We start from the raw sequence: 24278 nt of genomic DNA on the forward strand, positions 1-24278 counted from the left end.
CGATGAAGACGATGGTACGCAACAAGACGTTCTGGGTGTTTCTCGTGGCGCTGTTCGCACTGCCGGTGCTGCCCGGCGCGCTGCAGGTGCCCGAATACTGGATCACGCTGCTGAACTACATCGGCCTGTATGCGATCGTCGCGATCGGGCTCGTGCTGCTGACGGGCGTCGGCGGGATGACGAGCTTCGGGCAGGCGGCGTTCGTCGGCATCGGCGCGTATGCGACCGCGTTCCTGACGACGCGGTACGGCGTGTCGCCGTGGCTCGCGCTGATCGTCGGCGTCGTGCTGACCGCGCTCGTCGCGCTCGTGCTCGGCGCCGTGACGATGCGCCTGTCCGGGCACTTCCTGCCGCTCGGCACGATCGCGTGGGGCCTCGCGCTGTTCTACCTGTTCGGCAACCTCGAACTGCTCGGCAAGTACGACGGGATCAACGGGATTCCGGCGCTGAACCTGTTCGGCATCGAACTCGACAGCGGCCGCAGCCTGTATTTCCTGATCTGGGCCGTGGTGCTGGCCGCGATCGTGTCGGTGCAGAACCTGCTGAACAGCCGCCCGGGCCGCGCGATCCGCGCGTTGCGGGGCGGCGGCGTGATGGCCGAGGCGATGGGCGTGAACACCGCATGGATGCGCGTCGTGATCTTCGTCTATGCGGCCGTGCTCGCTGCCGTGTCGGGCTTTCTGTATGCGCACCTGCAGCGCGCGGTGAACCCGACTCCGTTCGGCCTGAACCACGGGATCGAATTCCTGTTCATGGCCGTGGTGGGCGGCGTGTCGCACGTGTGGGGCGCGGTGCTCGGCGCCGCGATCCTGACCGTGCTGCAGGACTACCTGCAGACATTGCTGCCGAAGCTGCTCGGCTCGGAAGGCAACTTCGAGATCATCGTGTTCGGCGTGCTGATGGTGTTGCTGCTGCAGTACGCGCGCCAGGGCGTGTGGCCGTTCGTCGCGAGACTGTTTCCGCGCGGGCCGCGCGCGCACGTGCCGGAGCAGGCCGACCCGCTGCCGCAGCGTGCGAAACCGGTGGCCGGCGAGCCGCTGCTCGTGGTCGACAACGCACGCAAACAGTTCGGCGGGCTGGTGGCCGTCAACGACGTGAGCTTCGACGTGAAAGCGGGGCAGATCATCGGGCTGATCGGCCCGAACGGCGCGGGCAAGTCGACCACGTTCAACCTCGTGACCGGCGTGCTGAAGCCGACCGGCGGGGCGATCACGTTCCGTGGCGAGCGCATCGACGGGCTGACGTCGCGTCAGATCGTTCGCCGCGGTATCGGTCGCACGTTCCAGCACGTGAAGCTGTTGCCGGCGATGACGGTGCTCGAGAACGTCGCGATCGGCGCCCATCTGCGCGGCCATACGGGCGTATGGCGCAGCATCGCGCGGCTCAATGCGCACGAGGAAGCGCAGTTGCTGGCCGAAGCCGCGCGCCAGATCCGCCGCGTCGGGCTGGACAAGCACATGTACGACGAAGCGGGCAGCCTCGCGCTCGGCCAGCAGCGGATTCTCGAAATCGCGCGGGCGCTGTGCTGCGACCCGACGCTGCTGCTGCTCGACGAGCCGGCCGCAGGGCTGCGCTACCAGGAGAAGCAGCAACTCGCCGACTTGTTGCGGCGGTTGAAAGCCGAAGGGATGAGCGTGTTGCTCGTGGAACACGACATGGATTTCGTGATGAATCTCACCGACCGGCTGGTGGTGATGGAATTCGGCACGCGGATCGCGGAAGGGCTGCCGCAGGATGTGCAGCAGGACCCGGCCGTGCTCGAAGCGTATCTGGGCGGGGTGGAGTGATGACGGACACGACGATGCCGATTCTCGAAGTACGCGGGCTGGCGGTGCGGTACGGGAAGGTGGAGGCGCTGCACGGTGCTGCGATCAGGGTCGGGGCGGGACAGATCGTCAGCGTGATCGGCCCGAACGGGGCCGGCAAGTCGACGCTGCTGAACGCGATCATGGGTGCGTTGCCGGTAACGGGGCACGCGTCCGGTGCGGTCCTGTATCGCGGCGTCGACATCGGCGCGTTGCCGGTCGAGCAGCGCGTCGCGCGCGGGATGTGCCTCGTACCGGAAAAGCGCGAGCTGTTCAGCACGATGACGGTGGAGGACAACCTCGTGCTCGGCGCATATCGGCGCAAGCAGGCGGGGGAGTCGAACTTCCTCGATCAGCTCGATCACGTGTTCGCACTGTTTCCGCGGCTGAAGGAGCGCCGCAGGCAGGCGGCCGGCACGCTGTCCGGCGGTGAGCGGCAAATGCTGGCGGTCGGGCGCGCACTGATGGGCAAGCCGGATCTGCTGATGCTCGACGAGCCGAGCCTCGGGCTGGCGCCGCTGATCGTGAAGGAGATCTTTCATATCATCAGCGCGCTGCGCGGCACCGGTGTCGCGACGCTGCTGATCGAGCAGAACGCACGGGCGGCGTTGCAGATTTCCGACTACGGCTATGTGCTGGAGACGGGCGAGTTTGCGCTGGAAGGGCCGGCGGCCGAGCTTGCGCAGAATCCGCGGGTGATCGAGACGTATCTCGGATTGGCGAAGAAGACGGCTTGACTGCGGTGCGATGGTGGGAAACGGGCGGCGTGTTTCACGTGAAACACGCCGTTTTTGTTTGTGACGATCGGCCGGGGATAAGTCGTGCGGGAACAGTTGGACGCGCTGTGCAGTGGTGGCGGGTCGGCCCTTGAAGGCCGCGATGCATGGAGGCTCAGTGGATAAGTGCCAGAGCAACCGACAGAATTGCTGGCCGGAGGAGGGCCCCACTCAGCGGTCGGAGCGATGCGGCATAGGCCGGGTCCTAAGCAATCGGGTTTTCGCACAGGCGTGACGATGTACATTGAACCGTTCAAAGGCATTGCTGGCGCGGCTCGAGGCAAGAAAATTTGCCAATCCACACCGAAAAATCGCCGAGATGCACAGACCCTACCATTCGGACGGCCTTCGGGCGAAAAGCGAACCCGCTATAATTCGGCCCATACATTTCTCTGATAGGTTCGTGCGCAGCTCTGCGTACGGAATCCACCATGCTTTTTCCCACAGAATTTGACGTCATCGTCGTCGGTGGCGGCCATGCCGGCACGGAAGCCGCGCTGGCGTCCGCCCGTATGGGCGCCAAGACACTGCTGCTGACCCACAACATCGAAACGCTTGGGCAGATGAGCTGCAATCCGTCGATCGGCGGTATTGGCAAGGGCCATCTGGTCAAGGAAGTCGACGCGCTGGGCGGCGCAATGGCCGCCGCGACGGACGAAAGCGGGATTCAGTTCCGGATCCTCAATTCGTCCAAAGGCCCGGCCGTGCGTGCGACGCGTGCGCAGGCTGATCGCATCCTGTACAAGGCCGCGATCCGCCACCGGCTCGAGAATCAGCCGAACCTTTGGCTGTTCCAGCAGGCGGTCGACGACCTGATGGTCGAAGGCGACCGCGTGGTCGGCGCCGTCACGCAGATCGGCATCCGCTTCCGCGCGCGCGCCGTCGTGCTGACGGCTGGGACGTTCCTCGACGGCAAGATCCACGTTGGCCTGAACAACTACACGGGCGGCCGCGCGGGCGATCCGGCGGCCGTGTCGCTGTCGTCGCGCCTGAAGGAGCTGAAGCTGCCGCAGGGCCGCCTGAAGACCGGGACGCCGCCGCGTATCGACGGTCGCACGATCGACTTCTCGAAGCTCGACGAGCAACCGGGCGATCTCGATCCGATTCCGGTCTTCTCGTTCCTGGGCCGCGCGGAACAGCATCCGCAGCAGTTGCCGTGCTGGGTCACGCATACGAACGAGCGCACGCACGACATCATTCGCGGCGGTCTCGACCGTTCGCCGATGTATACAGGCGTGATCGAAGGCGTCGGGCCGCGCTATTGCCCGTCGATCGAGGACAAGATTCACCGGTTCGCATCGAAGGAGTCGCATCAGATCTTCCTCGAGCCGGAAGGGCTGACGACCAACGAGTTCTACCCGAACGGGATCTCGACGAGCCTGCCGTTCGATGTCCAGCTCGAGCTCGTGCACTCGATGCGCGGCCTCGAGAACGCGCACATCTTGCGCCCCGGTTACGCGATCGAATACGACTACTTCGATCCGCGTGCGCTGAAGGCGTCGCTCGAGACGAAGGCGATCAATGGGCTGTTCTTTGCGGGCCAGATCAACGGCACGACCGGCTACGAAGAGGCGGCTGCGCAGGGTCTGCTGGCTGGCCTCAACGCGGGCCGTTACGTGCAGGAAAAGGATGCGTGGTGCCCGCGTCGCGATCAGGCTTACCTGGGCGTGCTGGTCGACGATCTCGTCACGCGCGGCGTGGCGGAGCCGTACCGGATGTTCACGAGCCGCGCCGAGTATCGCCTGAGCCTGCGTGAAGACAACGCCGACATGCGCCTGACCGAGATCGGCCGTGAGCTGGGGCTCGTCGACGACGCGCGCTGGGACGCCTTCAGCCGGAAACGCGACGCTGTTTCACGTGAAACCGAACGCCTGAAGTCGACCTGGGTGACGCCGAAGACGCTGCCGGCGGAAGAGGCCACCGCGCTGCTCGGCAAGGCGATCGATCACGAATACAGCCTCGCCGAGCTGCTGCGCCGGCCGGGTGTGAGCTACGACGGCGTGTGCGGGCTGAAGGGCGGCGAGTGCGGCCCCGCGGAGCCATTGACGGACGATCCGGTGCTGCTCGAGCAGATCAAGGAGCAGGTCGAGATCGGCATCAAGTATCAGGGTTATATCGAGCGCCAGGCGTCCGAGATCGAGCGTAACGATGCGAACGAGAACACGCGCCTGCCGGACGGCATCGACTACCGCGAAGTCCGCGGCTTGTCGTTCGAGGTGAGCCAGAAGCTCAACGAATTCCGGCCGGAAACGATCGGGCAGGCGTCGCGTATCTCGGGCGTCACGCCGGCGGCCATCTCGCTGCTGATGGTGCACCTGAAGCGTCGTGGCCTGGGCCGCCGTGCCGGCACGGTCGCAGCGGCCGCGGAGCAGGGGGACGGCACCGTCCCGACGCAGCAATGACGGCGCGTCGCGCGCCGGCGGTTAATCGGGACGTACTGGAAGGGATGCTCGTCGAAGGCACGGCGGCGCTCGACCTCACGCTGACGGATACCCAACGCAACCAGCTGCTCGACTATGTCGCGCTGCTCGGCAAGTGGAACGCGGTCTACAACCTGACCGCGATCCGCGACCCCAAGCAGATGCTGATTCAGCACATCCTCGATTCGCTTTCCATCGTCCCGCATCTGCGAGGCCGTCCGTCGGCGCGCGTGCTCGACGTCGGCTCGGGCGGCGGGCTGCCCGGTATCGTGCTGGCGATCGTCGAGCCGGGCTGGCAGGTCACGCTGAACGATATCGTGCAGAAGAAGTCCGCCTTCCAGACGCAGATGCGCGCGGAGCTGAAGCTCGCGAACCTGTCGGTCGTTACCGGACGGGTCGAATCGCTGCAGCCCGGTGTCGAAGTGCCGGAAAAATTCGACATGATCGTATCCCGCGCTTTCGCGGATCTGTCCGACTTCGTTAAACTTGCTCGTCATCTGGTCGCGCCGGGCGGATCGATCTGGGCGATGAAGGGCGTTCACCCGGACGACGAGATTGCGCGGTTGCCCGAAGGCAGCCGCGTCACGCAGACGATCCGGCTGGCGGTGCCGATGCTCGATGCGGAGCGGCATCTGTTCGAAGTGGCCGTCGACGACGCGAATTGAAGGCGCGCGGGAGCGCGCCGTTTGTTTGAAGGTAAAGGGAACACACCAACGATGGCAAAGATCTTCTGCGTTGCGAACCAGAAGGGGGGCGTCGGCAAGACGACGACATCGGTCAATCTCGCCGCAAGCCTTGCAGCGCAGGAGCAACGCGTCCTGTTGATCGATCTCGACCCGCAGGGCAACGCGACGATGGGCAGCGGGATCGACAAGGCCGCCTGCGAAGCGACCGTGTACGAAGTGCTGGTCGACGGCGTGTCGGTGGCCGACGCGCGCGTGCGTCCGGAAGGCGTCACCTATGACGTGCTTCCCGCGAACCGCGAACTGTCCGGCGCCGAGATCGAACTGATCAGCATCGACAACCGCGAGCGCCGCCTGAAGGCCGCGCTCGAGCGCGTGGCCGACGACTACGATTTCGTGCTGATCGATTGCCCGCCGACGCTGTCGCTGCTGACGCTGAACGGCCTGTGCGCGGCGCATGGCGTCGTGATCCCGATGCAGTGCGAATACTTCGCGCTGGAAGGGCTGTCGGACCTCGTCAACACGATCAAGCAGGTTCACGCGAACATGAACCGCGACCTGAAGATCATCGGCTTGCTGCGCGTGATGTTCGACCCGCGCATCACGCTGCAGCAGCAAGTCTCCGATCAACTGAAAGCGCACTTCGGCGACAAGGTGTTCGACGCGGTGATTCCGCGCAACGTGCGCCTGGCGGAAGCGCCGAGTTACGGGTTGCCGGGTGTCGTGTTCGACCGCAGTTCGCGCGGTGCGCAAGCGTATATCCAGTTCGGTGCCGAGATGATCGAGCGCGTGCGTGCGTTCGAGGTGTCGTGATCCGGACATGAGCGAAGCGAGGAAGAAAGACATGAACGCGGTACCAAAGAAGAAGGGCTTGGGACGTGGCCTCGAAGCGCTGCTCGGCGGCAGTGCCGATATCACCGAAGCGGTGAAGATCGAAGGGGCACCGAACACGCTCGCGCTCGGCAAGCTGCAAGCCGGCAAGTACCAGCCGCGCACGCGGATGGACGAAGGCAGCCTGCAGGAGCTCGCGGCCAGCATTCGCGCCCAGGGCGTGATGCAGCCGATCCTGGTACGGCCCATTTCATCAGACAAATACGAGATCATCGCGGGCGAGCGACGTTTCCGTGCGGCGCGCCTGGCCGGCCTCGATGAAGTGCCGGTGCTCGTGAAGGACGTATCCGATCAGGCCGCTGCCGCGATGGCGCTGATCGAGAACATCCAGCGCGAGGACCTGAATCCGCTTGAAGAGGCGCACGGCATCCAGCGCCTGCTCGACGAGTTCGGTTTCACGCACGAACAGGCGGCCGAATCGGTCGGCCGTTCGCGCAGCGCGGTGTCGAACCTGCTGCGCCTGCTGAACCTTGCATCGCCGGTGCAGACGATGCTGCTGGCCGGCGATCTCGACATGGGGCACGCACGTGCGCTGCTCGCGGTCGATGCGGCCACGCAGATCACGCTCGCGCATCAAGTGGTCAACAAGCGCATGTCGGTGCGCGAGACCGAGAAGCTCGTCGCGCACACGACGAAGGAAGCGCCGGCCGTGAAGGCGCGTGCGAAGGACGATGGCGGCCGCGATACGCGTCGCCTCGAAGAGGAGTTGTCCGACCTGCTCGCGTCGACGGTGAAGATCAAGCTGGGCCGCCGCGGGCGAGGGCAGGTGCTGATCGACTTCGGCAACCTCGACGCGCTCGAGGGCATTCTCGCGCGACTGCGCGGCAACGTCGCGACCGAAGAGTAACGGACGATCCATGGAGCAGATGGGCGCACCGGCGCCGCGCCGGTGGCTCGGCTGGCTTGCGCAGGAACCGGTACTGTCGGTGCTTGCGCTTGGCCTGATCGTGCTGCAATGGGTGCGTCCGCAACCATTTTCGATCCTCGCCGATCGCGTCGACTGGCAGACGGTCGCGACGCTCGCGGGCCTGCTGATGCTGACCAAGGCGCTCGAGCTGTCCGGCTGCCTGATGTGGCTCGCGCATCGCATCGTGCATCACGTGCATTCCGAGCGCGGGCTCGCGATGCTGCTCGTCGGCTTCGCCGCGGTGCTGTCGATGTGGCTCACCAACGACGTCGCGCTGTTCGTCGTCGTGCCGTTGATGGTGTCGCTGCGCGCGCTGACTCCGCTGCCGTTCCGGCGGCTCGTGATCGTCGTCGCGCTGGCCGTCAATGCGGGGTCCGTCGCGACACCGCTCGGCAATCCGCAGAATCTTTTCCTGTGGCAATTGAGCGGTGTGTCGTTCGGGCGCTTCGTGGTCACGCTCGGGCCGCTCGCCCTTGCGCTGATGGCGCTGTTGCTCGTGCTGAGCGCGTTGATGTTTCGCGCGAAGCCGCTCGACCTGTCCGGCGACGCAGCGGCCTTTCCCGTGCAACGCATGCACGCGCTGATCGCAGCGGTGCTGTTCGCCGCGTTCGTGCTGCTCGCCGATGCGCACCATCCGCTGCCGGGCCTCGCGGGTGTCGCCATCGTGCTGCTCGCCGTCAAACGCGATGCAGTCCTGAAGATCGACTGGCTGCTGCTGCTGATCTTCGTGCTGATGTTCGTCGTGCTGCGCAGCGCCGCTGCGCTGCCCGTCGTGCACGACGCGATTGCGCACGCGCAACTCGATTCGCCGCTGCGCGTCTATGCCGCCGGCGCCGTGCTGTCACAGGCGATCAGCAACGTGCCGGCCGCGATCCTGCTGTCGGAATTCACGCATGACTGGCGCGCGCTGGCATTCGGCGTGTCGGTCGGCGGCTTCGGTTTCGCGATCGGCTCGCTCGCGAACCTGATCGCGGTGCGTCTCGCGAAGGAGCCGCGCATGTGGCTGCCGTTCCACCTCGTTTCGATTCCGTTTGCGCTGGTGAGCGCGGCGCTCGGCGCGTGGCTGCTCGTGCAGGGCTGAGCGACGCGGCTGCGTGCGGCACAGGCGTGCCGTTCGGGAGGCGGGCGGGGCGCACAGCGTCCGCGGTGATCGACGATCGTGGATAAGTGCCACAATCCACAGTCGAACTTCTGTGGCCGCACGACACCTGATTGACCGAATCGATGCGCGAGCAACCGGTCGAATTTCGCGCGCCGTGCGCGATGGTTCGGCCACGGCGTCCTGCATGTTCCGGCGCGTTGCGCCGAGTCATTTCCGATGGCTGCATTGCAGCGAATTTCCCGCGGCGATCGCGTCGCTTCCTTCCGGCCCGCCTCGGGCATCGTTGCCCCCTCGTTTCCCCGTCGCCGGACTTTTTCGCGCAAGAAATACCGGTGCAAAAAAGCGACCTTACAACTGTCATCGTACGTCGTCGAATCGGGTGTTTTTTCACATCATGAGGCGTCGTTTTATGCAGGTTTTTGTCGCGTCTAAAGCCTTGAATCACTTGCAACTATCGCTTACAATCGCCCGGATTTGTTAGCTAGGCACCCCTGAAAGCTTTCAGAAAGCTTGGGGTCGGGTTCAGGGATTTCAGCGGAAGATTGCGATGGCGGGTCAGGCGCCGGACGACAGGCACGATGATCAGCGCACGCAACGCACCGCTTCGGCGGCCGGCGAGCGACGTGAATCCGACGATGACTGGGATGTCGAGCAGCAAGATAACAACATCGTTCCGCTGACGCGGGCAGAGGCCGAAAGGCTGTTCGGCCCGAACGTGAGCAAGCCCTCGCGCGTGACCCCCTACAAGGTGGTACTCGCGCAAGTGGTCCTGTCCCTGGTTGCAACGCTGGCGTGGTGGCTGTTTTCGAAGTCGCCGGGCGCCGCTGCGCAATCCGCGTTTCTGGGCGGAGCGATCGGCTGGGTGCCCAGTGCGGTATTCGTGGCACGACTGAAGGCAGGTGGCTCGGCCACCGTGATGAGCTGGGTGATGGGCGAAGCCCTGAAACTCGCGCTGACGATCGGGATGTTCACCGCGGTGGCGTTCGGCTGGGCCGGCGTGCACTGGGTGCCGTTCCTCGTCACGTACCTCGTCGTGCTGAAGACGTACTGGATCGCGCTGGCCTGGCGGTAAGGAACAAGCAGCGTGCGGTTTCGACAACGAACCGCACCGGCCCGTTCCCGCAATAGCGTGTTGCGGAACGGGCAAAACGATTTTCGACAATTTGGGTGGCATTAACGATATGGCAGCTAGCGAAGGCACGCGCGGTCCGGATCCGTCCGAGTACATTGCGCACCACTTGCAGAACTTCTCCACCTCGCATCAGACGTCGATCTTCGACATCCACGTCTGGAATCTCGACACGCTGTTCTGGTCGATCGTCTGCGGCATCGTGACGATCATCCTGCTGCGTCTGGCCGCCCGCAAGGCGACGTCGGGCGTGCCGGGCCGTTTCCAGTGCGCGATCGAGATGCTCGTCGAAATGGTCGAAGACCAGTCGAAGGCCATCGTCCACGGCAATCGCACCTTCATCGCGCCGCTCGCCCTCACGGTATTCGTGTGGGTCGCGCTGATGAACTCCCTCGACTTCCTCCCGGTCGACCTGCCGGGCCGCGTGATCGGCCTGCTCGGTCTGTCGGACGTGATTTCCCACCATCGCATCGTCCCGACGGCCGACCTGAACGGCACGCTCGGCATCGCGCTCGGCGTGTTCGTCCTGATGATCTACTACAGCATCAAGATCAAGGGCGCGGGCGGCTTTGCGCATGAGCTGCTGTCGGCCCCGTTCGGCGGCCACCCGCTGCTGTGGATCCCGAACCTCGCGCTCAACATCGTCGAATACGTTGCGAAGACCGTTTCGCTCGGCATGCGGCTGTTCGGCAACATGTACGCGGGTGAGCTGTTGTTCCTGTTGATCGCCCTGCTCGGCAGCATGTGGAGCTTCGGTGGCGACGCAACGTTCCTCGGCTTCGTTGGTCATGTGATCGCGGGTAGCGTCTGGGCAATCTTCCACATCCTGATTGTTCTGTTGCAGGCATTCATTTTCATGATGCTGACGCTGGTGTATCTCGGCCAGGCGCACGACAAGCACTAAGCGCGGCGTGCAACAAAGAGTCTTCGTTTTAGTTTTTTAAATCTCAGTTCCAAGTCTTTTCACAAAGGAGTGATCATGCAAGCTTACATCGCCAACATCCAGGGTCTGACCGCCATCGGTATCGGCATCATCATCGGCCTGGGTGCAATCGGCGCCTGTATCGGTATTGCGCTGATGGGTGGCAAGTACATCGAAGCCTGCGCACGTCAGCCGGAACTCATCAACCCGCTGCAAACGAAGATGTTCCTGCTGGCTGGTCTGATCGACGCTGCATTCCTGATCGGCGTTGGTGTCGCAATGCTGTTCGCGTTCGCGAACCCGCTCCTGTCGAAGCTCGCAGGCTAAGGTTCCTCGGAAATATGCGTCCGGCGTGAGCCGGCGCAGGGCGGAACGGAGACTTGGGGCGCTGATCGAATGCAACTCGATGAGCGCCTTACCGTTTCATTTTTCCGGAATAGCAGATAAGGAAACACCGTGAATCTCAACGCAACTCTGTTTGCGCAAATGGTCGTGTTCCTGGTCCTCGCGTGGTTCACGATGAAATTCGTGTGGCCGCCGTTGATCAACGCCCTCGACGAACGTTCGAAGAAGATCGCCGACGGCCTCGCCGCCGCGGAGAAGGGCAAGGCGGAACTCGACGCAGCGCACAAGCGCGTGGACCAGGAACTCGCGCAGGCACGCAACGACGGCCAGCAGCGCATCGCCGACGCTGAAAAGCGTGCGCAGGCGGTCGCCGAGGAAATCAAGGCCAACGCCCAGGCTGAAGCCGCCCGCATCGTCGCCCAGGCGAAGGCGGAAGCAGAACAGCAAATCGTGAAGGCGCGCGAAGCGCTGCGTGGCGAAGTCGCCGCGCTGGCCGTGAAGGGCGCCGAGCAGATCCTGAAGCGCGAAGTCGATCAAACGGCCCACGCCCAACTGCTGAATCAACTGAAAGCCGAGCTCTGATCATGGCCGAACTTGCAACCATCGCCCGCCCTTACGCAGAAGCGCTGTTCCGCGTGGCCGAGGGCGGTGACATCGCCGCCTGGTCCACGCTCGTGCAAGAGCTGGCCCAGGTTGCGCGTCTGCCGGAAGTGCTGTCGGTCGCGTCGAGCCCGAAGGTGACGCGCACGCAAGTAGCCGAGTTGCTGCTTGCTGCGGTGAAGTCGCCGCTCGCGGCCGGCGCCGAAGCGAAGAACTTCGTGCAGATGCTGGTCGACAATCATCGCATCGCGCTGCTGCCGGAAATTGCCGAGCAGTTCGAGGCGCTCAAGAACGAACGTGAAGGCGCAGCCGACGCCGAGATCGTGAGCGCGTTCCCGCTGGACGGCGCGGATCTCGACAGTCTCGTCTCGGGCCTCGAACGCAAGTTCAAGCGCAAGCTGAAACCGACGGTCGAAGTCGATTCGTCGCTGATCGGCGGCGTGCGCGTGACGGTCGGCGACGAAGTGCTCGACACCTCGGTTCGCGCGCGCCTCGCATCGATGCAGGCTGCCTTGACCGCCTGAGCGCCACGCCGGCACGCAACAGAATTGACTATCAGGAGCGAATAATGCAACTCAATCCCTCTGAGATCAGCGAGCTGATCAAGAGCCGGATCCAGGGCCTTGAAGCGAGCGCAGACGTTCGCAACCAGGGCACCGTGATCTCCGTGACCGACGGTATCGTGCGTATCCACGGCCTGTCGGACGTGATGCAGGGCGAAATGCTCGAGTTTCCGGGCAACACGTTCGGTCTCGCGCTGAACCTCGAGCGCGACTCGGTCGGCGCGGTGATTCTCGGCGAATACGAACACATCTCGGAAGGCGACGTCGTCAAGACGACGGGCCGCATTCTCGAAGTCCCGGTCGGTCCGGAACTCGTCGGCCGCGTGGTCGACGCGCTCGGCAACCCGATCGACGGCAAGGGCCCGGTCAACGCGAAGCTGACCGACGCGATCGAAAAGATCGCCCCGGGCGTGATCTGGCGCAAGTCGGTGTCGCAGCCGGTGCAGACGGGCATCAAGTCGATCGACGCGATGGTGCCGATCGGCCGTGGCCAGCGTGAGCTGATCATCGGCGACCGTCAGTGCGGCAAGACCGCGGTGGCGCTCGACGCGATCATCAACCAGAAGGGCAAGGACCTGATCTGTATCTACGTCGCGATCGGCCAGAAGGCTTCGTCGATCATGAACGTGGTGCGCAAGCTCGAGGAAACGGGCGCGCTCGAATACACGATCGTCGTCGCCGCTTCGGCATCGGATTCGGCTGCAATGCAGTACCTGGCACCGTACGCCGGCTGCACGATGGGCGAATACTTCCGCGACCGCGGTCAAGACGCGCTGATCATCTATGACGACTTGACCAAGCAGGCTTGGGCATACCGTCAGATCTCGCTGCTGCTGCGCCGCCCGCCGGGCCGCGAAGCGTACCCGGGCGACGTGTTCTATCTGCACTCGCGTCTGCTCGAGCGTGCGGCTCGCGTGTCGGAAGAGTACGTCGAGAAGTTCACGAACGGCGAAGTGAAGGGCAAGAGCGGCTCGCTGACGGCACTGCCGGTCATCGAAACGCAGGCTGGCGACGTGACCGCGTTCGTTCCGACGAACGTGATCTCGATCACCGACGGCCAGATCTTCCTGGAAACCGACCTGTTCAACGCAGGCATCCGCCCGGCAATCAACGCCGGCGTGTCGGTGTCGCGCGTCGGTGGCGCCGCTCAGACGAAGGTCGTGAAGAAGCTGTCGGGCGGTATCCGTACCGACCTCGCGCAGTACCGTGAACTCGCAGCATTCGCGCAGTTCGCATCGGACCTCGACGAAGCGACCCGCAAGCAGCTCGAGCGCGGCCGCCGCGTGACGGAACTGCTGAAGCAGCCGCAGTACCAGCCGCTGCAGGTCTGGGAACTGGCCGTGTCGCTGTACGCCGCGAACAACGGCTACCTCGACGACCTCGACGTCAAGCAAGTGCTGCCGTTCGAGAAGGGCCTGCGCGACAACCTGAAGACCAGCCACGCTGACCTCATCAAGCGCATCGAAGACACCAAGGATCTCTCGAAGGACGACGAAGCCGCACTGCGTGCAGCGATCGAATCCTTCAAGAAGTCCGGTGCCTATTGATCCGCGAGTGACACACGGAGGCCGCGCGGAGGCTGATGCGCCCGCGCCGCTTCGGTGAGCGATGCATGAGCCCCGAGTAAAGCGCTAAAGCGCTCACTCGGGGCGCAAAGGAGCAAGCTATGGCTGGAATGAAGGAAATTCGCGGCAAGATCAAGAGCGTGCAGAACACGCGCAAGATCACGAAGGCGATGGAGATGGTGGCTGCATCGAAGATGCGTCGCGCGCAGGAACGCATGCGCGCCGCTCGTCCGTATGCAGACAAGGTTCGTGCCATCGCCGCGCACATGAGCCGTGCGAACCCGGAGTACCGCCACCCGTTCATGGTGGCGAACGACGGCGCGCAGACGGCCGGCATCATCCTCGTCACGACGGACAAGGGTCTGTGCGGCGGTCTGAACACCAACGTGCTGCGTGCGACGGTGCAGAAGTTCAAGGAGCTGGAAGAGAAGGGCCAGAAGGTCGAAGCCACCGCGATCGGCGGCAAGGGCCTCGGCTTCCTGAACCGCTTCGGCGCGAAGGTGATGTCGCAGGTCGTGCACCTCGGCGACACCCCGCACCTGGACAAGCTGATCGGCGCCGTGAAGACGCAGCTCGATCTGTACTCGGAAGGCAAGCTGTCGGCGGTTTATATCGCTTACACGCGCTTCGTCAACACGATGAAGCAGGAAGCCGTGATCGAGCAGTTGCTGCCGCTGTCGTCGGAACACTTCGACGCCGATGACGGTACGCCGGCGACGTCGTGGGACTACATCTACGAGCCGGACGCGCAGGCAGTCGTCGACGAACTGCTCGTGCGTTACGTCGAGGCGCTGGTGTACCAGGCCGTCGCGGAAAACATGGCGTCCGAGCAATCGGCGCGCATGGTCGCGATGAAGGCCGCGTCCGACAACGCGAAGACGGTGATCAGCGAACTGCAGCTCGTATACAACAAGAGCCGTCAGGCCGCGATCACGAAAGAACTGTCGGAGATCGTCGGCGGCGCAGCCGCTGTTTAAGCGCGCGCCCGGGACGACAACTGCGCCTTTGCGCGAGTAAAGAATCAGGTATTTAAAGGAAAAGCGATGAGTACTGCTGCTTTGGTAGAAGGCAAGATCGTACAGTGCATCGGCGCCGTTATCGACGTGGAATTCCCGCGCGACAGCATGCCGAAGATCTACGACGCGCTCATTCTCGATGGCTCGGAACTGACGCTCGAAGTCCAGCAGCAGCTGGGCGACGGCGTGGTCCGTACCATTTGTCTGGGTGCATCCGACGGCCTGCGCCGCGGCCTGACCGTGAAGAACACGGCGAAGCCGATCTCGGTGCCGGTCGGCAAGCCGACCCTCGGCCGGATCATGGACGTGCTCGGCCGTCCGATCGACGAAGCCGGCCCGATCGAAAGCGAACATACGCGTTCGATCCACCAGAAGGCGCCGGCGTTCGACGAACTGTCGCCGTCGACCGAACTGCTCGAAACGGGCATCAAGGTCATCGACCTGATCTGCCCGTTCGCAAAGGGCGGCAAGGTGGGCCTGTTCGGTGGTGCAGGCGTGGGCAAGACCGTCAACATGATGGAGCTCATCAACAACATCGCGAAGGAACACGGCGGTTACTCCGTGTTCGCGGGCGTGGGCGAGCGTACCCGTGAAGGGAACGACTTCTACCACGAAATGAAGGACTCGAACGTTCTCGACAAGGTCGCGCTGGTGTACGGCCAGATGAACGAGCCGCCGGGCAACCGTCTGCGCGTCGCGCTGACCGGCCTGACGATGGCCGAGCACTTCCGTGACGAAGGCCTCGACGTGCTGTTCTTCGTCGACAACATCTACCGTTTCACGCTGGCCGGTACCGAAGTGTCGGCACTGCTCGGCCGTATGCCGTCGGCAGTGGGCTATCAGCCGACGCTGGCTGAAGAAATGGGCAAGCTGCAAGAGCGCATCACGTCGACCAAGAAGGGCTCGATTACGTCGGTCCAGGCCGTGTACGTCCCTGCGGACGACTTGACCGACCCGTCGCCGGCGACGACCTTCGGCCACCTGGACGCAACCGTCGTGCTGTCGCGTGACATCGCTTCGCTGGGTATCTACCCGGCGGTCGACCCGCTCGACTCGACGTCGCGCCAGATCGACCCGAACGTGATCGGTGAAGAGCACTACACGATCACCCGTCGCGTTCAGCAGACGCTGCAGCGCTACAAGGAACTGCGCGACATCATCGCGATTCTGGGCATGGACGAACTGTCGCCGGAAGACAAGCTGTCGGTCGCACGTGCGCGTAAGATCCAGCGTTTCCTGTCGCAGCCGTTCCACGTCGCTGAAGTGTTCACGGGCTCGCCGGGCAAGTACGTGCCGCTGAAGGAAACGATCCGTGGCTTCAAGATGATCGTCGACGGCGAGTGCGACCACCTGCCGGAACAGGCGTTCTACATGGTCGGCACGATCGACGAAGCCTTCGAAAAGGCCAAGAAGATCCAGTAACGGCTTGAGTGAGTCGCAAGCCGGCGTGTGCCGGCCGGAGCAATAAGTCAGTGATGACTTATATTCCGGCCGCCCGCGCCGGCCGCAATACGCTCAACCCGTGGATGAGATTGGAGTCGATATGGCAACCATCAAAGTAGACGTCGTCAGCGCGGAAGAGCAGATCTTCTCGGGCGAGGCGAAATTCGTCGCGCTGCCGGGCGAAACGGGTGAGCTGGGCATTCTGCCGGGCCACACGCCGCTCATCACCCGGATTCGTCCGGGTGCGGTGCGCATCGAGGTCGAGGGCGGCAACGACGAATTCGTGTTCGTCGCAGGCGGCATTCTCGAAGTGCAGCCGGGCGCCGTGACGGTGCTCGCCGATACCGCGATTCGCGGCAAGGACCTCGACGCGGCGAAAGCCGAGGAAGCGCGCAAGCGTGCCGAGGAAACGCTGCAGAACGCGAAGTCGGATCTCGACCTCGCGAAAGCGCAATCCGAGCTCGCGACCGCGATGGCGCAGCTCGAGGCGATCCAGCGTCTGGCGAAGATCCGCAGCCGGCACTGAGTTCGCGCCGCGTATCCCGCGAAAGAAAGCAGCCTTCGGGCTGCTTTTTTTTCGTGCGGGTTTCGCGTGCCTGTCGTCGGCGTCTTGCGGGCCGGATCATTTCGTCCGGCCGTGCTATTTCACCCGTCCGCCGCGATTCGATGTCAGAGTATCGTCAGCGGAGCGCGGCATCATCCGCTCGGAGGCCGTCCGTCGCGATCGCGACGGAGCAGGCACGCATAGGCCGCGTGCCAGGCCGATCAGACAAAAACGGACGGAGACATCGATGGCAGCAGACCTTGGCAAGGGGGCGCTGATCGCGCCCGAAAACGGACTGTCGTACGTGCGTGGTGCAACCGACGTGCCGCTATCCGAAGCGACGATCGGCCGGTTCCTGCTCGACACCGCCGGCCGCTTCCCCGACCGTCCGGCCGTCGTGTTCCGCGAGCAGCAGGTGCGCTGGACCTGGCGCGAGTTCGCGAACGAGGTCGACGTGCTGGCGGCGGGGCTCGCGGCCCTCGGGATCGTGAAGGGCGACTGCGTCGGCATCTGGTCGCCGAACCGCAGCGAATGGCTGCTCACGCAGTTCGCGACCGCGCGGATCGGCGCGGTGCTCGTCAACATCAACCCGGCCTACCGGCTGTCGGAACTCGAATACGCGTTGAACAAGGTGGGCTGCAAGGCCGTGATCGCGGCCGAGCGCTTCAAGAGTTCCGCGTACGTCGAGATGCTGCAGACCATCGCGCCGGAGCTCGCGACCGCCACGCCGGGCGACCTGCATGCGGCGCGTGTGCCGAGCCTGCGCACGATCGTGTCGATGGGCGAGGCGGCGCCCGCCGGCATGTTCCGCTTCGCGGACGTGATGGCGCGCGGCCGCCAGGCCGTCGATCCCGCGCTGCTCGATGCGCTCGGCGCGACGCTCTCGGCCAACGATCCGATCAACATCCAGTTCACGAGCGGCACGACCGGTAGCCCGAAGGGCGCGACGCTCACGCACCGCAACGTCGTCAACAACGCGCGCTCGATCGCGATGGCGATGCGTTTTACCGAGCAAGACTCGTTGTGCATCCCGGTGCCGCTCTATCACTGCTTCGGGATGGTGCTGGCCGTGCTCGCCTGCGTGTCGACGGGCGCCGCGATGGTGTTCCCCGGCGAAGCGTTCGACCCGGTCGCGACGCTCGCGGCGGTGGCCGAGGAACGCTGCACCGCGCTGCACGGCGTGCCGACGATGTTCATCGCGGAGCTCGACCATCCGCAATTCGCGACATTCGACCTGTCGACGTTGCGCACCGGGATCATGGCCGGTTCGCCGTGCCCGATCGAGACGATGAAGCGCGTCGTGTCGCAGATGCACTTGTCCGAAATCACGATCGCGTACGGGATGACGGAGACGAGCCCCGTGTCGTTCCAGAGCTCGACCGACGATCCGCTCGAGAAGCGCACGACGACGGTCGGCCGCATCCAGCCGCACCTGGAGGTGAAGATCGTCGATCCGAGCGGCAACATCGTGCCGGTCGGCGCGACGGGCGAGCTGTGCACGAAGGGCTATTCGGTGATGCTCGGCTACTGGGACGACGACGCGAAGACGCGCGAGGTGCTGATCGACGGCTGGATGCATACGGGCGACCTCGCGACGCTCGATGCGCAAGGCTACTGCAACATCGTCGGCCGCCTGAAGGACATGGTGATCCGCGGCGGCGAGAACGTATATCCGCGCGAGATCGAGGAATTCCTGTTCCGGCATCCGAAGATCCAGAGCGCGCAGGTGTTCGGCGTGCCCGATGCGAAGTACGGCGAGGAGCTGTGCGCGTGGATCGTGCTGCGCGCGGGCGAACAGATGACCGAGGACGACGTGCGCGCGTTCTGCCAAGGCCAGATCGCGCACTACAAGATTCCGCGCTATATCCGCTTCGTCGACGAGTTGCCGATGACGGTGACGGGCAAGGTGCAGAAGTTCGTGATGCGCGAGCGGATGATCGAGGAGCTGAAGCTCGACGTGCAGAAGACGGCTTGAAGCGGAACGGCGGTGCGGAACAACGCGGAAAAACGTGGCGGCCTGCGGGCCGCCACGTTTTCGATGGACGAAAAAAAGCGGGCTTATTAGCCCGCTAAAAACCACACGCTACGGGGTTAGCGCGAGGAGACCAAAGATGAAACCGGATCCGGCGGGGAGCCGGAAACGACTCCAACAGGGATGCCCCTCGGAAGGGCTTCGGTACGTGACCGACTGGCTCGCAGCGCTTCGCGTCCGCTCACACTTGGCACACGAGACCGCATCCGTGTTGAAACCGTTGAGGCCATTGTGGGCGAATTAACGACCCGTCGCGGTAACAAAGTGTTTCAGGTTGTAACGCCCGCCAGATAAGGCTTTCCGGGATTTTTTGCTGTTTTCGGGGTCCTGAAAAAGGTCATTTTTACCCATATTTTCCGTCGCGTTTTCAAGGTATGCGCACGATGCGTTTTTCACACGTATCGGGCGCGATGAATGGCCGGTTTTTCATGCGAGACCGTGCACGGCGCGATCGATACCGCGCATGACGATTCATTCGTCGGAAAGATTTTGAAACGCGATCGGCATGCGCGAAAGTCGGCCGTTCGGCCAATTCGGCGGGTTATGCGCCGCTCAGGCGAGATTTCGGCACCCGGCGGCCGCACGGGACGATGCCCGTGATCGACCGCCGTGGCGCGGGCCGCTTACTTCAGCCACTTGTCCGAAATCGCCTGGTATTCACCGGTGGACAGCGCGAGGTGCAGCCACTGGTCGACGTACTGCTGGAACGCGACGTCGCCGCGCGGCACCATGTACGCCTTCTCGCCGAACTGGAACGGCTTGTCCGGATGGACCGCGCAGAGGCCCGGATTCAGCTTTTGCTGCAGCAGCGTCTCGGATGCATCGGTCACCATCACGTCGGCCTTGCCCACGAGGATCTGCTTGAAGATCGTCACGTTGTCCGGATAGACGGTCAGGTTCGCGTGCGTGAAGAACTGCTTCGCGAACCGCTCGTTGGTGCCGCCCGGATTCACGATCACGCGTGTGTCGGGCCGGTCGATCTGCGCGACGGTCTGGTACTTGTCGGCATCCGTGCAGCGCACGATCGGCGTCTTGCCGTCGACGACGTACGGCTGCGTGAAGAACACGCGCTTCTGGCGCTCGAGCGTGGTCGACACGCCGCCCACCGCGATGTCGCATTTCGCGACGAAGTCGTTGGTCAGGTTCGACCAGCTCGTCTTCACGTAGTCGGCCTTCACGCCGAGCGACTTCGCGAGCGATTCCGCCATGTCGATGTCGATGCCCTCGAAACGGCCGTCCGCGCGGTAGTACGAATACGGCTTGTAGTCGCCCGTCGTGCACACGCGCAGCGCGCCGCGCGCGAGCACGTCGTCGAGCCGCGAGGCGGCGGCAGCGGCGGCCGCAGGCGCGGCCGCGGTCGTACCCTGCGCGTGCGCGGCAGCGCAGCAAAACGCGGCGGCAGCGGCGAGCGTGGCGAATCTCTTCATCGGTCTCCTCCTTCGTTCGGTTGGATATGAGCGTCCGATCATAGCGGAGCCATCGCGCGCGTCATATGGCCGCCATCGCATCGGCATGCGCGGTCCGATCGCGGCTGTCCGGTAAAATGCCGCTTTGCCTTCGCATCGTCGCTCCTACCGTGGCCCATAACCTGCTCAACGACACTTTCCTGCGTGCGCTTCTGCGCGAGCCGACCGATTACACGCCGATCTGGCTGATGCGCCAGGCCGGCCGCTACCTGCCCGAATACAACGCGACGCGCGCGCGCGCGGGCAGCTTCCTCGGGCTCGCGAAGAACCCCGACTACGCGACCGAGGTGACGCTGCAGCCGCTCGAGCGCTTCCCGCTCGACGCCGCGATCCTGTTCTCGGACATCCTGACGATTCCCGACGCGATGGGCCTCGGCCTCGACTTCCAGGTCGGCGAAGGGCCGAAGTTCGCGCATCCGGTGCGCACCGAGGCCGACGTCGCGAAGCTCGCGGTGCCGGACATCGAGGAGACGCTCGGCTACGTGACGGGCGCCGTGCGCGAGATCCGCCGCGCGCTCACCGACGGCCAGGGGCGCCAGCGCGTGCCGCTGATCGGCTTCTCGGGCAGCCCGTGGACGCTCGCGTGCTACATGGTCGAAGGCGGCGGGTCGGACGATTTCCGCACGGTGAAGTCGATGGCGTATTCGCGCCCCGACCTGATGCACCGGATCCTCGACGTGAACGCGCAGGCGGTGGCCGCGTACCTGAACGCGCAGATCGAAGCGGGCGCGCAGGCCGTGATGATCTTCGATACGTGGGGCGGCGCGCTCGCCGACGGCGCGTACCAGCGCTTCTCGCTCGACTATATTCGCCGCGTGGTGTCGCAGCTCAAGCGCGAGCATGGCGGCGAGCGCGTGCCGGTGATCACGTTCACGAAGGGCGGCGGGCTGTGGCTCGAGGAGATCGCGGCGACCGGCGTCGACGCGGTGGGGCTCGACTGGACGGTCAACCTCGGCGCCGCGCGCGAGCGCGTCGCGGGGCGCGTGGCGCTGCAGGGCAACCTCGACCCGACGATCCTGTTTGCGCCGCCGGCCGCGGTGCGCGAACAGGCGCGCGCGGTGCTCGACAGCTACGGCAACCATCCGGGCCACGTGTTCAACCTCGGGCACGGCATCTCGCAATTCACGTCGCCCGATCACGTCGCCGAGCTCGTCGACGAAGTCCATACCCACAGCCGCGCGATCCGTAGCGGAGCGGCGGGCTGAACGCAAGCGCTGTCATGCTGCACTGCGGGGTGACAGTGTTTCGTTTCTGAAACTAAACAGGACGCAACCCCGCACCCGATGCCGATTCGGTGCTTGTCAAGACTTGACTTATACACATTTTCCACGTTGCAGCGCGGTAGAGCCCCGTATCGGTCAATTTGTCTCGCTATGGTTCGGTAATTTGAATAGCAGCCTTATGGAATAAGGCTTCGCGGGACTCGGCGGCGAGCGGCGAAAAACAGCGGAAAGCACGGCCCCGCGCGCGTTGCGGCCGTTGAGGGGCGAGTTCTCAACAAAGTTATCCACAGGCTGGGCAGGGTATACGGCGATTCCTAATGCGAATCCAAAACTTAGCGCGGAATCTGAAGTTTTACTTTAAGTTCGCCGTCGCGACGCGGGGGCGGATGCAAGCCGTCCGTCGGCCGCGTGCCCTCGCTGCCGGAGCCCGTCGATGAGCGGCACCTATCTGCGCGTGGCGCTCGACCATCCGCTCGCGACCCTGTTCGACTACCGCTGCGACGTGCAGCCGGCGCCCGTGCCCGGCACGCTCGTGCAGGTGCCGTTCGGCAAGCGGCAGGCGGTCGGCCTCGTCTGCGAAGTCACCACTGACACCGATGTGCCGCCGTCGCGGCTGCGCGCGGTCGACGCGATCTGTGCCGACCTGCCGCCGCTGTCGCCGGACTGGCTCGCGCTCGTGTCGTTCGCCGCCGACTACTACCAGCGCGGGCGCGGCGAGGTCGCGCTGCCGGCGTTGCCGCAGGCGCTGCGCGACGCCGGGCGCTGGGGGCGGCTGCTCGCGCCGGAAGTGCGCTATCGGCCGACCGAAGCCGGCCGCGCGGCGTTGCCCGATGCGCTGCCCGCGCGCGGCGCCGCGCTGCGCCGGCTCGCGCAGGCGCTCGTCGATACCGGCTCGCTGACGCTGCCCGACGCGCGCGCACTGCATCCGAAGGCGGCCGCGACGCTCGACGACTGGGCCGCGCGCGGCTGGGTGGACGTCGAGGAGATCGGCTGGGCCGATGCGCCTGTGATCAACCCTGTGGACAAGCTGTCGACAAGCAGTGGACGGACTGTGCCGCCGGCGCTGACGGACCAGCAGGCCGAGGCGCTCGACGCGATCCGCGCGGCGCAGGGTTTCGCGCCGTTCCTGCTGCACGGCGTGACGGGCAGCGGCAAGACCGAGGTGTATCTGCATGCGCTCGCGTCGCTGCTCGACGCGCGGCCCGACGCGCAGGCGCTCGTGCTCGTGCCCGAAATCAACCTGACGCCGCAGTTCGAGGCCGCGTTCCGCGCGCGCTTCGCGGGCGTGCTCGCCGACGACGCGATCGTCACGCTGCACAGCGGGCTCGCCGAAGGCGAGCGGGCGCGCAACTGGCTTGCCGCGCACACGGGTCGCGCGCGGATCGTGCTCGGCACGCGCCTCGCGGTGCTTGCGTCGATGCCGACGCTCGCGCTGATCGTCGTCGACGAGGAGCACGAGCCCGCGTACAAGCAGCAGGAAGGGCTGCGCTATTCGGCGCGCGATCTCGCCGTGTGGCGCGCGAAGCAGCTCGGGATCCCCGTCGTGCTCGGCTCGGCCACGCCGTCGCTCGAAAGCTGGTGGCAGGCCGAGCAGGGCCGTTACACGCGGCTCACACTGTCGCGCCGCGCGGTGGCCGACGCGACGCTGCCGACCGTGCGGCTGATCGATCTCGAAGAGGAGCGGCGGCGCGGGCGCGCGTCGATGGGCGGGCTGTCGGGGCCGCTCGTCGCGGCGCTGAAGGCGCGGCTCGAACGCGGTGAACAGAGCCTCGTGTTCCTGAACCGGCGCGGTTACGCGCCGCAGCTCGCGTGCGACGCATGCGGCTGGGTGGCCGGCTGCCCGCGCTGCAGCGCGTACGTCGTGCTGCACAAGCCCGAGCATGCGCTGCGCTGCCATCACTGCGGCTGGGAAGCGCGCATTCCGCGTTCGTGCCCCGAGTGCGGGAACGTCGACATCGCACCGCTCGGGCGCGGCACGCAGCGCATCGAGGAGACGCTCGCCGAAGCGGTCCCGGGCGCGCGCGTGCTGCGTATCGACGCCGACAGCACGCGCCGCAAGGGCAGCGCGCAGGCGCTGTTCTCCGACGTGCATGCCGGCGAAGTCGACATCCTGGTCGGCACGCAGATGATCGCGAAGGGGCACGACTTCCAGCGTGTGTCGCTCGTCGGCGTGCTCAATGCCGATACCGCGCTGTTCTCGCACGACTTCCGCGCGAGCGAGCGGCTCTTCGCGCAACTGATGCAGGTGAGCGGCCGCGCCGGGCGCGCGGGGCTGCCGGGCGAGGTGATGGTGCAGACGCGTTACCCGCGTCACGCGCTGTACCACGCGCTCGGGCGGCAGGACTACGTGGGCTTCGCGAATTCGACGCTCGCCGAGCGTCGCGACGCGCACCTGCCGCCGTTCGTCTACCAGGCGCTGCTGCGCGCCGAAGGGCGTACGCTCGACGCGGCGCTCGCATTCCTGCTGCAGGCCGCGGCCGCGTTGCCGGGGCTGCCGGGCGCCGATCGCGTGACCGTGTACGACGCGGTGCCGATGACGATCGTCAAGGTCGCGAACGTCCACCGCGCGCAGCTATTGCTCGAAAGCGCGTCGCGGGCCGCGCTGCAGCATGCGTTGCGCGCATGGCAGCCGGCGCTGCGCGCGCTCAAGGGCGTGCTGCGGTGGAGCGTCGAGGTCGATCCGCTGGATATCTGAGCGGCGCGCGGCCGGCGCGGCGAGCGGCGCCGGATACGTCGACGCCCGGCCGCCGGGTGCCAACCCCCTTCCATCGCGTGCCCGCCGCCGGCGCCGCGCCACGTCCTGCCACCCGTGCAACCCGTTTTCGGTCGCCGCGGCGCACACCGAA

General features: G+C 65.2%; 20 protein-coding genes. 19 read left to right on the forward strand and 1 reads right to left on the reverse strand.

The features are described 5' to 3' along the window. Positions 1-2 precede the first annotated feature (2 nt). The 17 genes from HWX62_RS25450 (at position 3) to HWX62_RS25535 (ending at position 18686) form a co-directional block, all read left to right on the forward strand. Positions 3-1787 carry a branched-chain amino acid ABC transporter ATP-binding protein/permease gene (locus HWX62_RS25450; protein ID WP_175930962.1) on the forward strand — a complete coding sequence of 595 codons (1785 nt, stop codon included), beginning with the start codon at positions 3-5 and terminating at the stop codon, positions 1785-1787. Next, a complete protein-coding gene (locus HWX62_RS25455; protein ID WP_175930961.1) occupies positions 1787-2542 on the forward strand; it encodes an ABC transporter ATP-binding protein in 756 nt (251 codons plus the stop codon). Before HWX62_RS25450 ends, HWX62_RS25455 begins: the two co-directional genes overlap by 1 nt. A 470-nt stretch (positions 2543-3012) precedes the next feature. Beyond that, positions 3013-4983, forward strand: coding sequence for a tRNA uridine-5-carboxymethylaminomethyl(34) synthesis enzyme MnmG (mnmG, locus tag HWX62_RS25460; RefSeq protein ID WP_175930960.1), 1971 nt, complete (start codon positions 3013-3015; stop codon positions 4981-4983). Further along, positions 4980-5666 (forward strand): 16S rRNA (guanine(527)-N(7))-methyltransferase RsmG, encoded by a 687-nt coding sequence (rsmG, locus tag HWX62_RS25465; RefSeq protein WP_175930959.1) that lies wholly within the window; start codon positions 4980-4982, stop codon positions 5664-5666. The genes mnmG and rsmG overlap by 4 nt, the downstream gene beginning before the upstream one ends. Before the next feature lie 51 nt (positions 5667-5717). After that, positions 5718-6497 carry a ParA family protein gene (locus tag HWX62_RS25470; protein WP_011546804.1) on the forward strand — a complete coding sequence of 260 codons (780 nt, stop codon included), beginning with the start codon at positions 5718-5720 and terminating at the stop codon, positions 6495-6497. A 31-nt stretch (positions 6498-6528) separates the two neighbouring features. Further along, positions 6529-7422 (forward strand): ParB/RepB/Spo0J family partition protein, encoded by an 894-nt coding sequence (locus tag HWX62_RS25475; protein WP_006482728.1) that lies wholly within the window; start codon positions 6529-6531, stop codon positions 7420-7422. A 10-nt stretch (positions 7423-7432) separates the two neighbouring features. Continuing rightward, positions 7433-8563, forward strand: a complete 1131-nt coding sequence (locus HWX62_RS25480; protein WP_175930958.1) for an SLC13 family permease — start codon at positions 7433-7435, stop codon at positions 8561-8563. A gap of 568 nt (positions 8564-9131) precedes the next feature. Then, positions 9132-9656, forward strand: a complete 525-nt coding sequence (locus HWX62_RS25490) for an ATP synthase subunit I (RefSeq protein ID WP_175930957.1) — start codon at positions 9132-9134, stop codon at positions 9654-9656. 109 nt (positions 9657-9765) lie between these two features. Beyond that, positions 9766-10617 (forward strand): F0F1 ATP synthase subunit A, encoded by an 852-nt coding sequence (gene atpB / locus HWX62_RS25495; protein ID WP_034209647.1) that lies wholly within the window; start codon positions 9766-9768, stop codon positions 10615-10617. A 75-nt stretch (positions 10618-10692) separates the two neighbouring features. Continuing rightward, positions 10693-10962 carry a F0F1 ATP synthase subunit C gene (gene atpE / locus HWX62_RS25500; protein ID WP_006482730.1) on the forward strand — a complete coding sequence of 90 codons (270 nt, stop codon included), beginning with the start codon at positions 10693-10695 and terminating at the stop codon, positions 10960-10962. Between the two features lie 129 nt (positions 10963-11091). Continuing rightward, positions 11092-11562, forward strand: coding sequence for a F0F1 ATP synthase subunit B (locus tag HWX62_RS25505; RefSeq protein ID WP_006477283.1), 471 nt, complete (start codon positions 11092-11094; stop codon positions 11560-11562). A gap of 2 nt (positions 11563-11564) precedes the next feature. After that, complete coding sequence (locus tag HWX62_RS25510; RefSeq protein ID WP_175930956.1) at positions 11565-12104, forward strand: F0F1 ATP synthase subunit delta; 540 nt, start codon at positions 11565-11567, stop codon at positions 12102-12104. A 44-nt stretch (positions 12105-12148) separates the two neighbouring features. After that, entirely contained in the window at positions 12149-13690 is a 1542-nt protein-coding gene (atpA, locus tag HWX62_RS25515) for a F0F1 ATP synthase subunit alpha (protein ID WP_175930955.1), read from the forward strand. Positions 13691-13809: 119 nt separating this feature from the next. Further along, positions 13810-14685, forward strand: coding sequence for a F0F1 ATP synthase subunit gamma (gene atpG, locus HWX62_RS25520; protein WP_175930954.1), 876 nt, complete (start codon positions 13810-13812; stop codon positions 14683-14685). 66 nt (positions 14686-14751) lie between these two features. Next, positions 14752-16146 carry a F0F1 ATP synthase subunit beta gene (gene atpD / locus HWX62_RS25525; RefSeq protein ID WP_011882816.1) on the forward strand — a complete coding sequence of 465 codons (1395 nt, stop codon included), beginning with the start codon at positions 14752-14754 and terminating at the stop codon, positions 16144-16146. 121 nt (positions 16147-16267) lie between these two features. Beyond that, entirely contained in the window at positions 16268-16693 is a 426-nt protein-coding gene (locus HWX62_RS25530; RefSeq protein ID WP_006477288.1) for a F0F1 ATP synthase subunit epsilon, read from the forward strand. A gap of 265 nt (positions 16694-16958) precedes the next feature. After that, positions 16959-18686: an AMP-binding protein gene (locus HWX62_RS25535; protein ID WP_175930953.1), complete on the forward strand. Its 1728-nt coding sequence runs from the start codon at positions 16959-16961 to the stop codon at positions 18684-18686. 680 nt (positions 18687-19366) lie between these two features. On the opposite strand, the gene HWX62_RS25540 is transcribed toward HWX62_RS25535, so the two are convergent. Beyond that, on the reverse strand, positions 19367-20170 hold the full coding sequence (locus HWX62_RS25540; protein WP_175930952.1) for a transporter substrate-binding domain-containing protein: 804 nt from the start codon (positions 20168-20170) through the stop codon (positions 19367-19369). A 149-nt stretch (positions 20171-20319) separates the two neighbouring features. Here HWX62_RS25540 and hemE point away from each other — a divergent pair, with 149 nt between their 5' ends. Further along, positions 20320-21414: a uroporphyrinogen decarboxylase gene (gene hemE, locus HWX62_RS25545; protein ID WP_279610477.1), complete on the forward strand. Its 1095-nt coding sequence runs from the start codon at positions 20320-20322 to the stop codon at positions 21412-21414. Positions 21415-21865: 451 nt separating this feature from the next. Further along, positions 21866-24127 carry a primosomal protein N' gene (locus HWX62_RS25550; protein ID WP_175930950.1) on the forward strand — a complete coding sequence of 754 codons (2262 nt, stop codon included), beginning with the start codon at positions 21866-21868 and terminating at the stop codon, positions 24125-24127. Positions 24128-24278: the final 151 nt, after the last annotated feature.

The sequence above is a fragment of the Burkholderia sp. BCC0506 genome, from assembly GCF_902833145.1.
Lineage (GTDB): Bacteria > Pseudomonadota > Gammaproteobacteria > Burkholderiales > Burkholderiaceae > Burkholderia.

Coding starts and splice junctions, on each gene's coding strand:
- HWX62_RS25450 (WP_175930962.1), top strand. CDS start 3: ATGAAGACGATGGTACGCAACAAGACGTTCTGGGTGTTTCTCGTGGCG.
- HWX62_RS25455 (WP_175930961.1), top strand. CDS start 1,787: ATGACGGACACGACGATGCCGATTCTCGAAGTACGCGGGCTGGCGGTG.
- mnmG (WP_175930960.1), top strand. CDS start 3,013: ATGCTTTTTCCCACAGAATTTGACGTCATCGTCGTCGGTGGCGGCCAT.
- rsmG (WP_175930959.1), top strand. CDS start 4,980: ATGACGGCGCGTCGCGCGCCGGCGGTTAATCGGGACGTACTGGAAGGG.
- HWX62_RS25470 (WP_011546804.1), top strand. CDS start 5,718: ATGGCAAAGATCTTCTGCGTTGCGAACCAGAAGGGGGGCGTCGGCAAG.
- HWX62_RS25475 (WP_006482728.1), top strand. CDS start 6,529: ATGAACGCGGTACCAAAGAAGAAGGGCTTGGGACGTGGCCTCGAAGCG.
- HWX62_RS25480 (WP_175930958.1), top strand. CDS start 7,433: ATGGAGCAGATGGGCGCACCGGCGCCGCGCCGGTGGCTCGGCTGGCTT.
- HWX62_RS25490 (WP_175930957.1), top strand. CDS start 9,132: ATGGCGGGTCAGGCGCCGGACGACAGGCACGATGATCAGCGCACGCAA.
- atpB (WP_034209647.1), top strand. CDS start 9,766: ATGGCAGCTAGCGAAGGCACGCGCGGTCCGGATCCGTCCGAGTACATT.
- atpE (WP_006482730.1), top strand. CDS start 10,693: ATGCAAGCTTACATCGCCAACATCCAGGGTCTGACCGCCATCGGTATC.
- HWX62_RS25510 (WP_175930956.1), top strand. CDS start 11,565: ATGGCCGAACTTGCAACCATCGCCCGCCCTTACGCAGAAGCGCTGTTC.
- atpA (WP_175930955.1), top strand. CDS start 12,149: ATGCAACTCAATCCCTCTGAGATCAGCGAGCTGATCAAGAGCCGGATC.
- atpG (WP_175930954.1), top strand. CDS start 13,810: ATGGCTGGAATGAAGGAAATTCGCGGCAAGATCAAGAGCGTGCAGAAC.
- atpD (WP_011882816.1), top strand. CDS start 14,752: ATGAGTACTGCTGCTTTGGTAGAAGGCAAGATCGTACAGTGCATCGGC.
- HWX62_RS25530 (WP_006477288.1), top strand. CDS start 16,268: ATGGCAACCATCAAAGTAGACGTCGTCAGCGCGGAAGAGCAGATCTTC.
- HWX62_RS25535 (WP_175930953.1), top strand. CDS start 16,959: ATGGCAGCAGACCTTGGCAAGGGGGCGCTGATCGCGCCCGAAAACGGA.
- HWX62_RS25540 (WP_175930952.1), bottom strand. CDS start 20,170: ATGAAGAGATTCGCCACGCTCGCCGCTGCCGCCGCGTTTTGCTGCGCT.
- HWX62_RS25550 (WP_175930950.1), top strand. CDS start 21,866: ATGAGCGGCACCTATCTGCGCGTGGCGCTCGACCATCCGCTCGCGACC.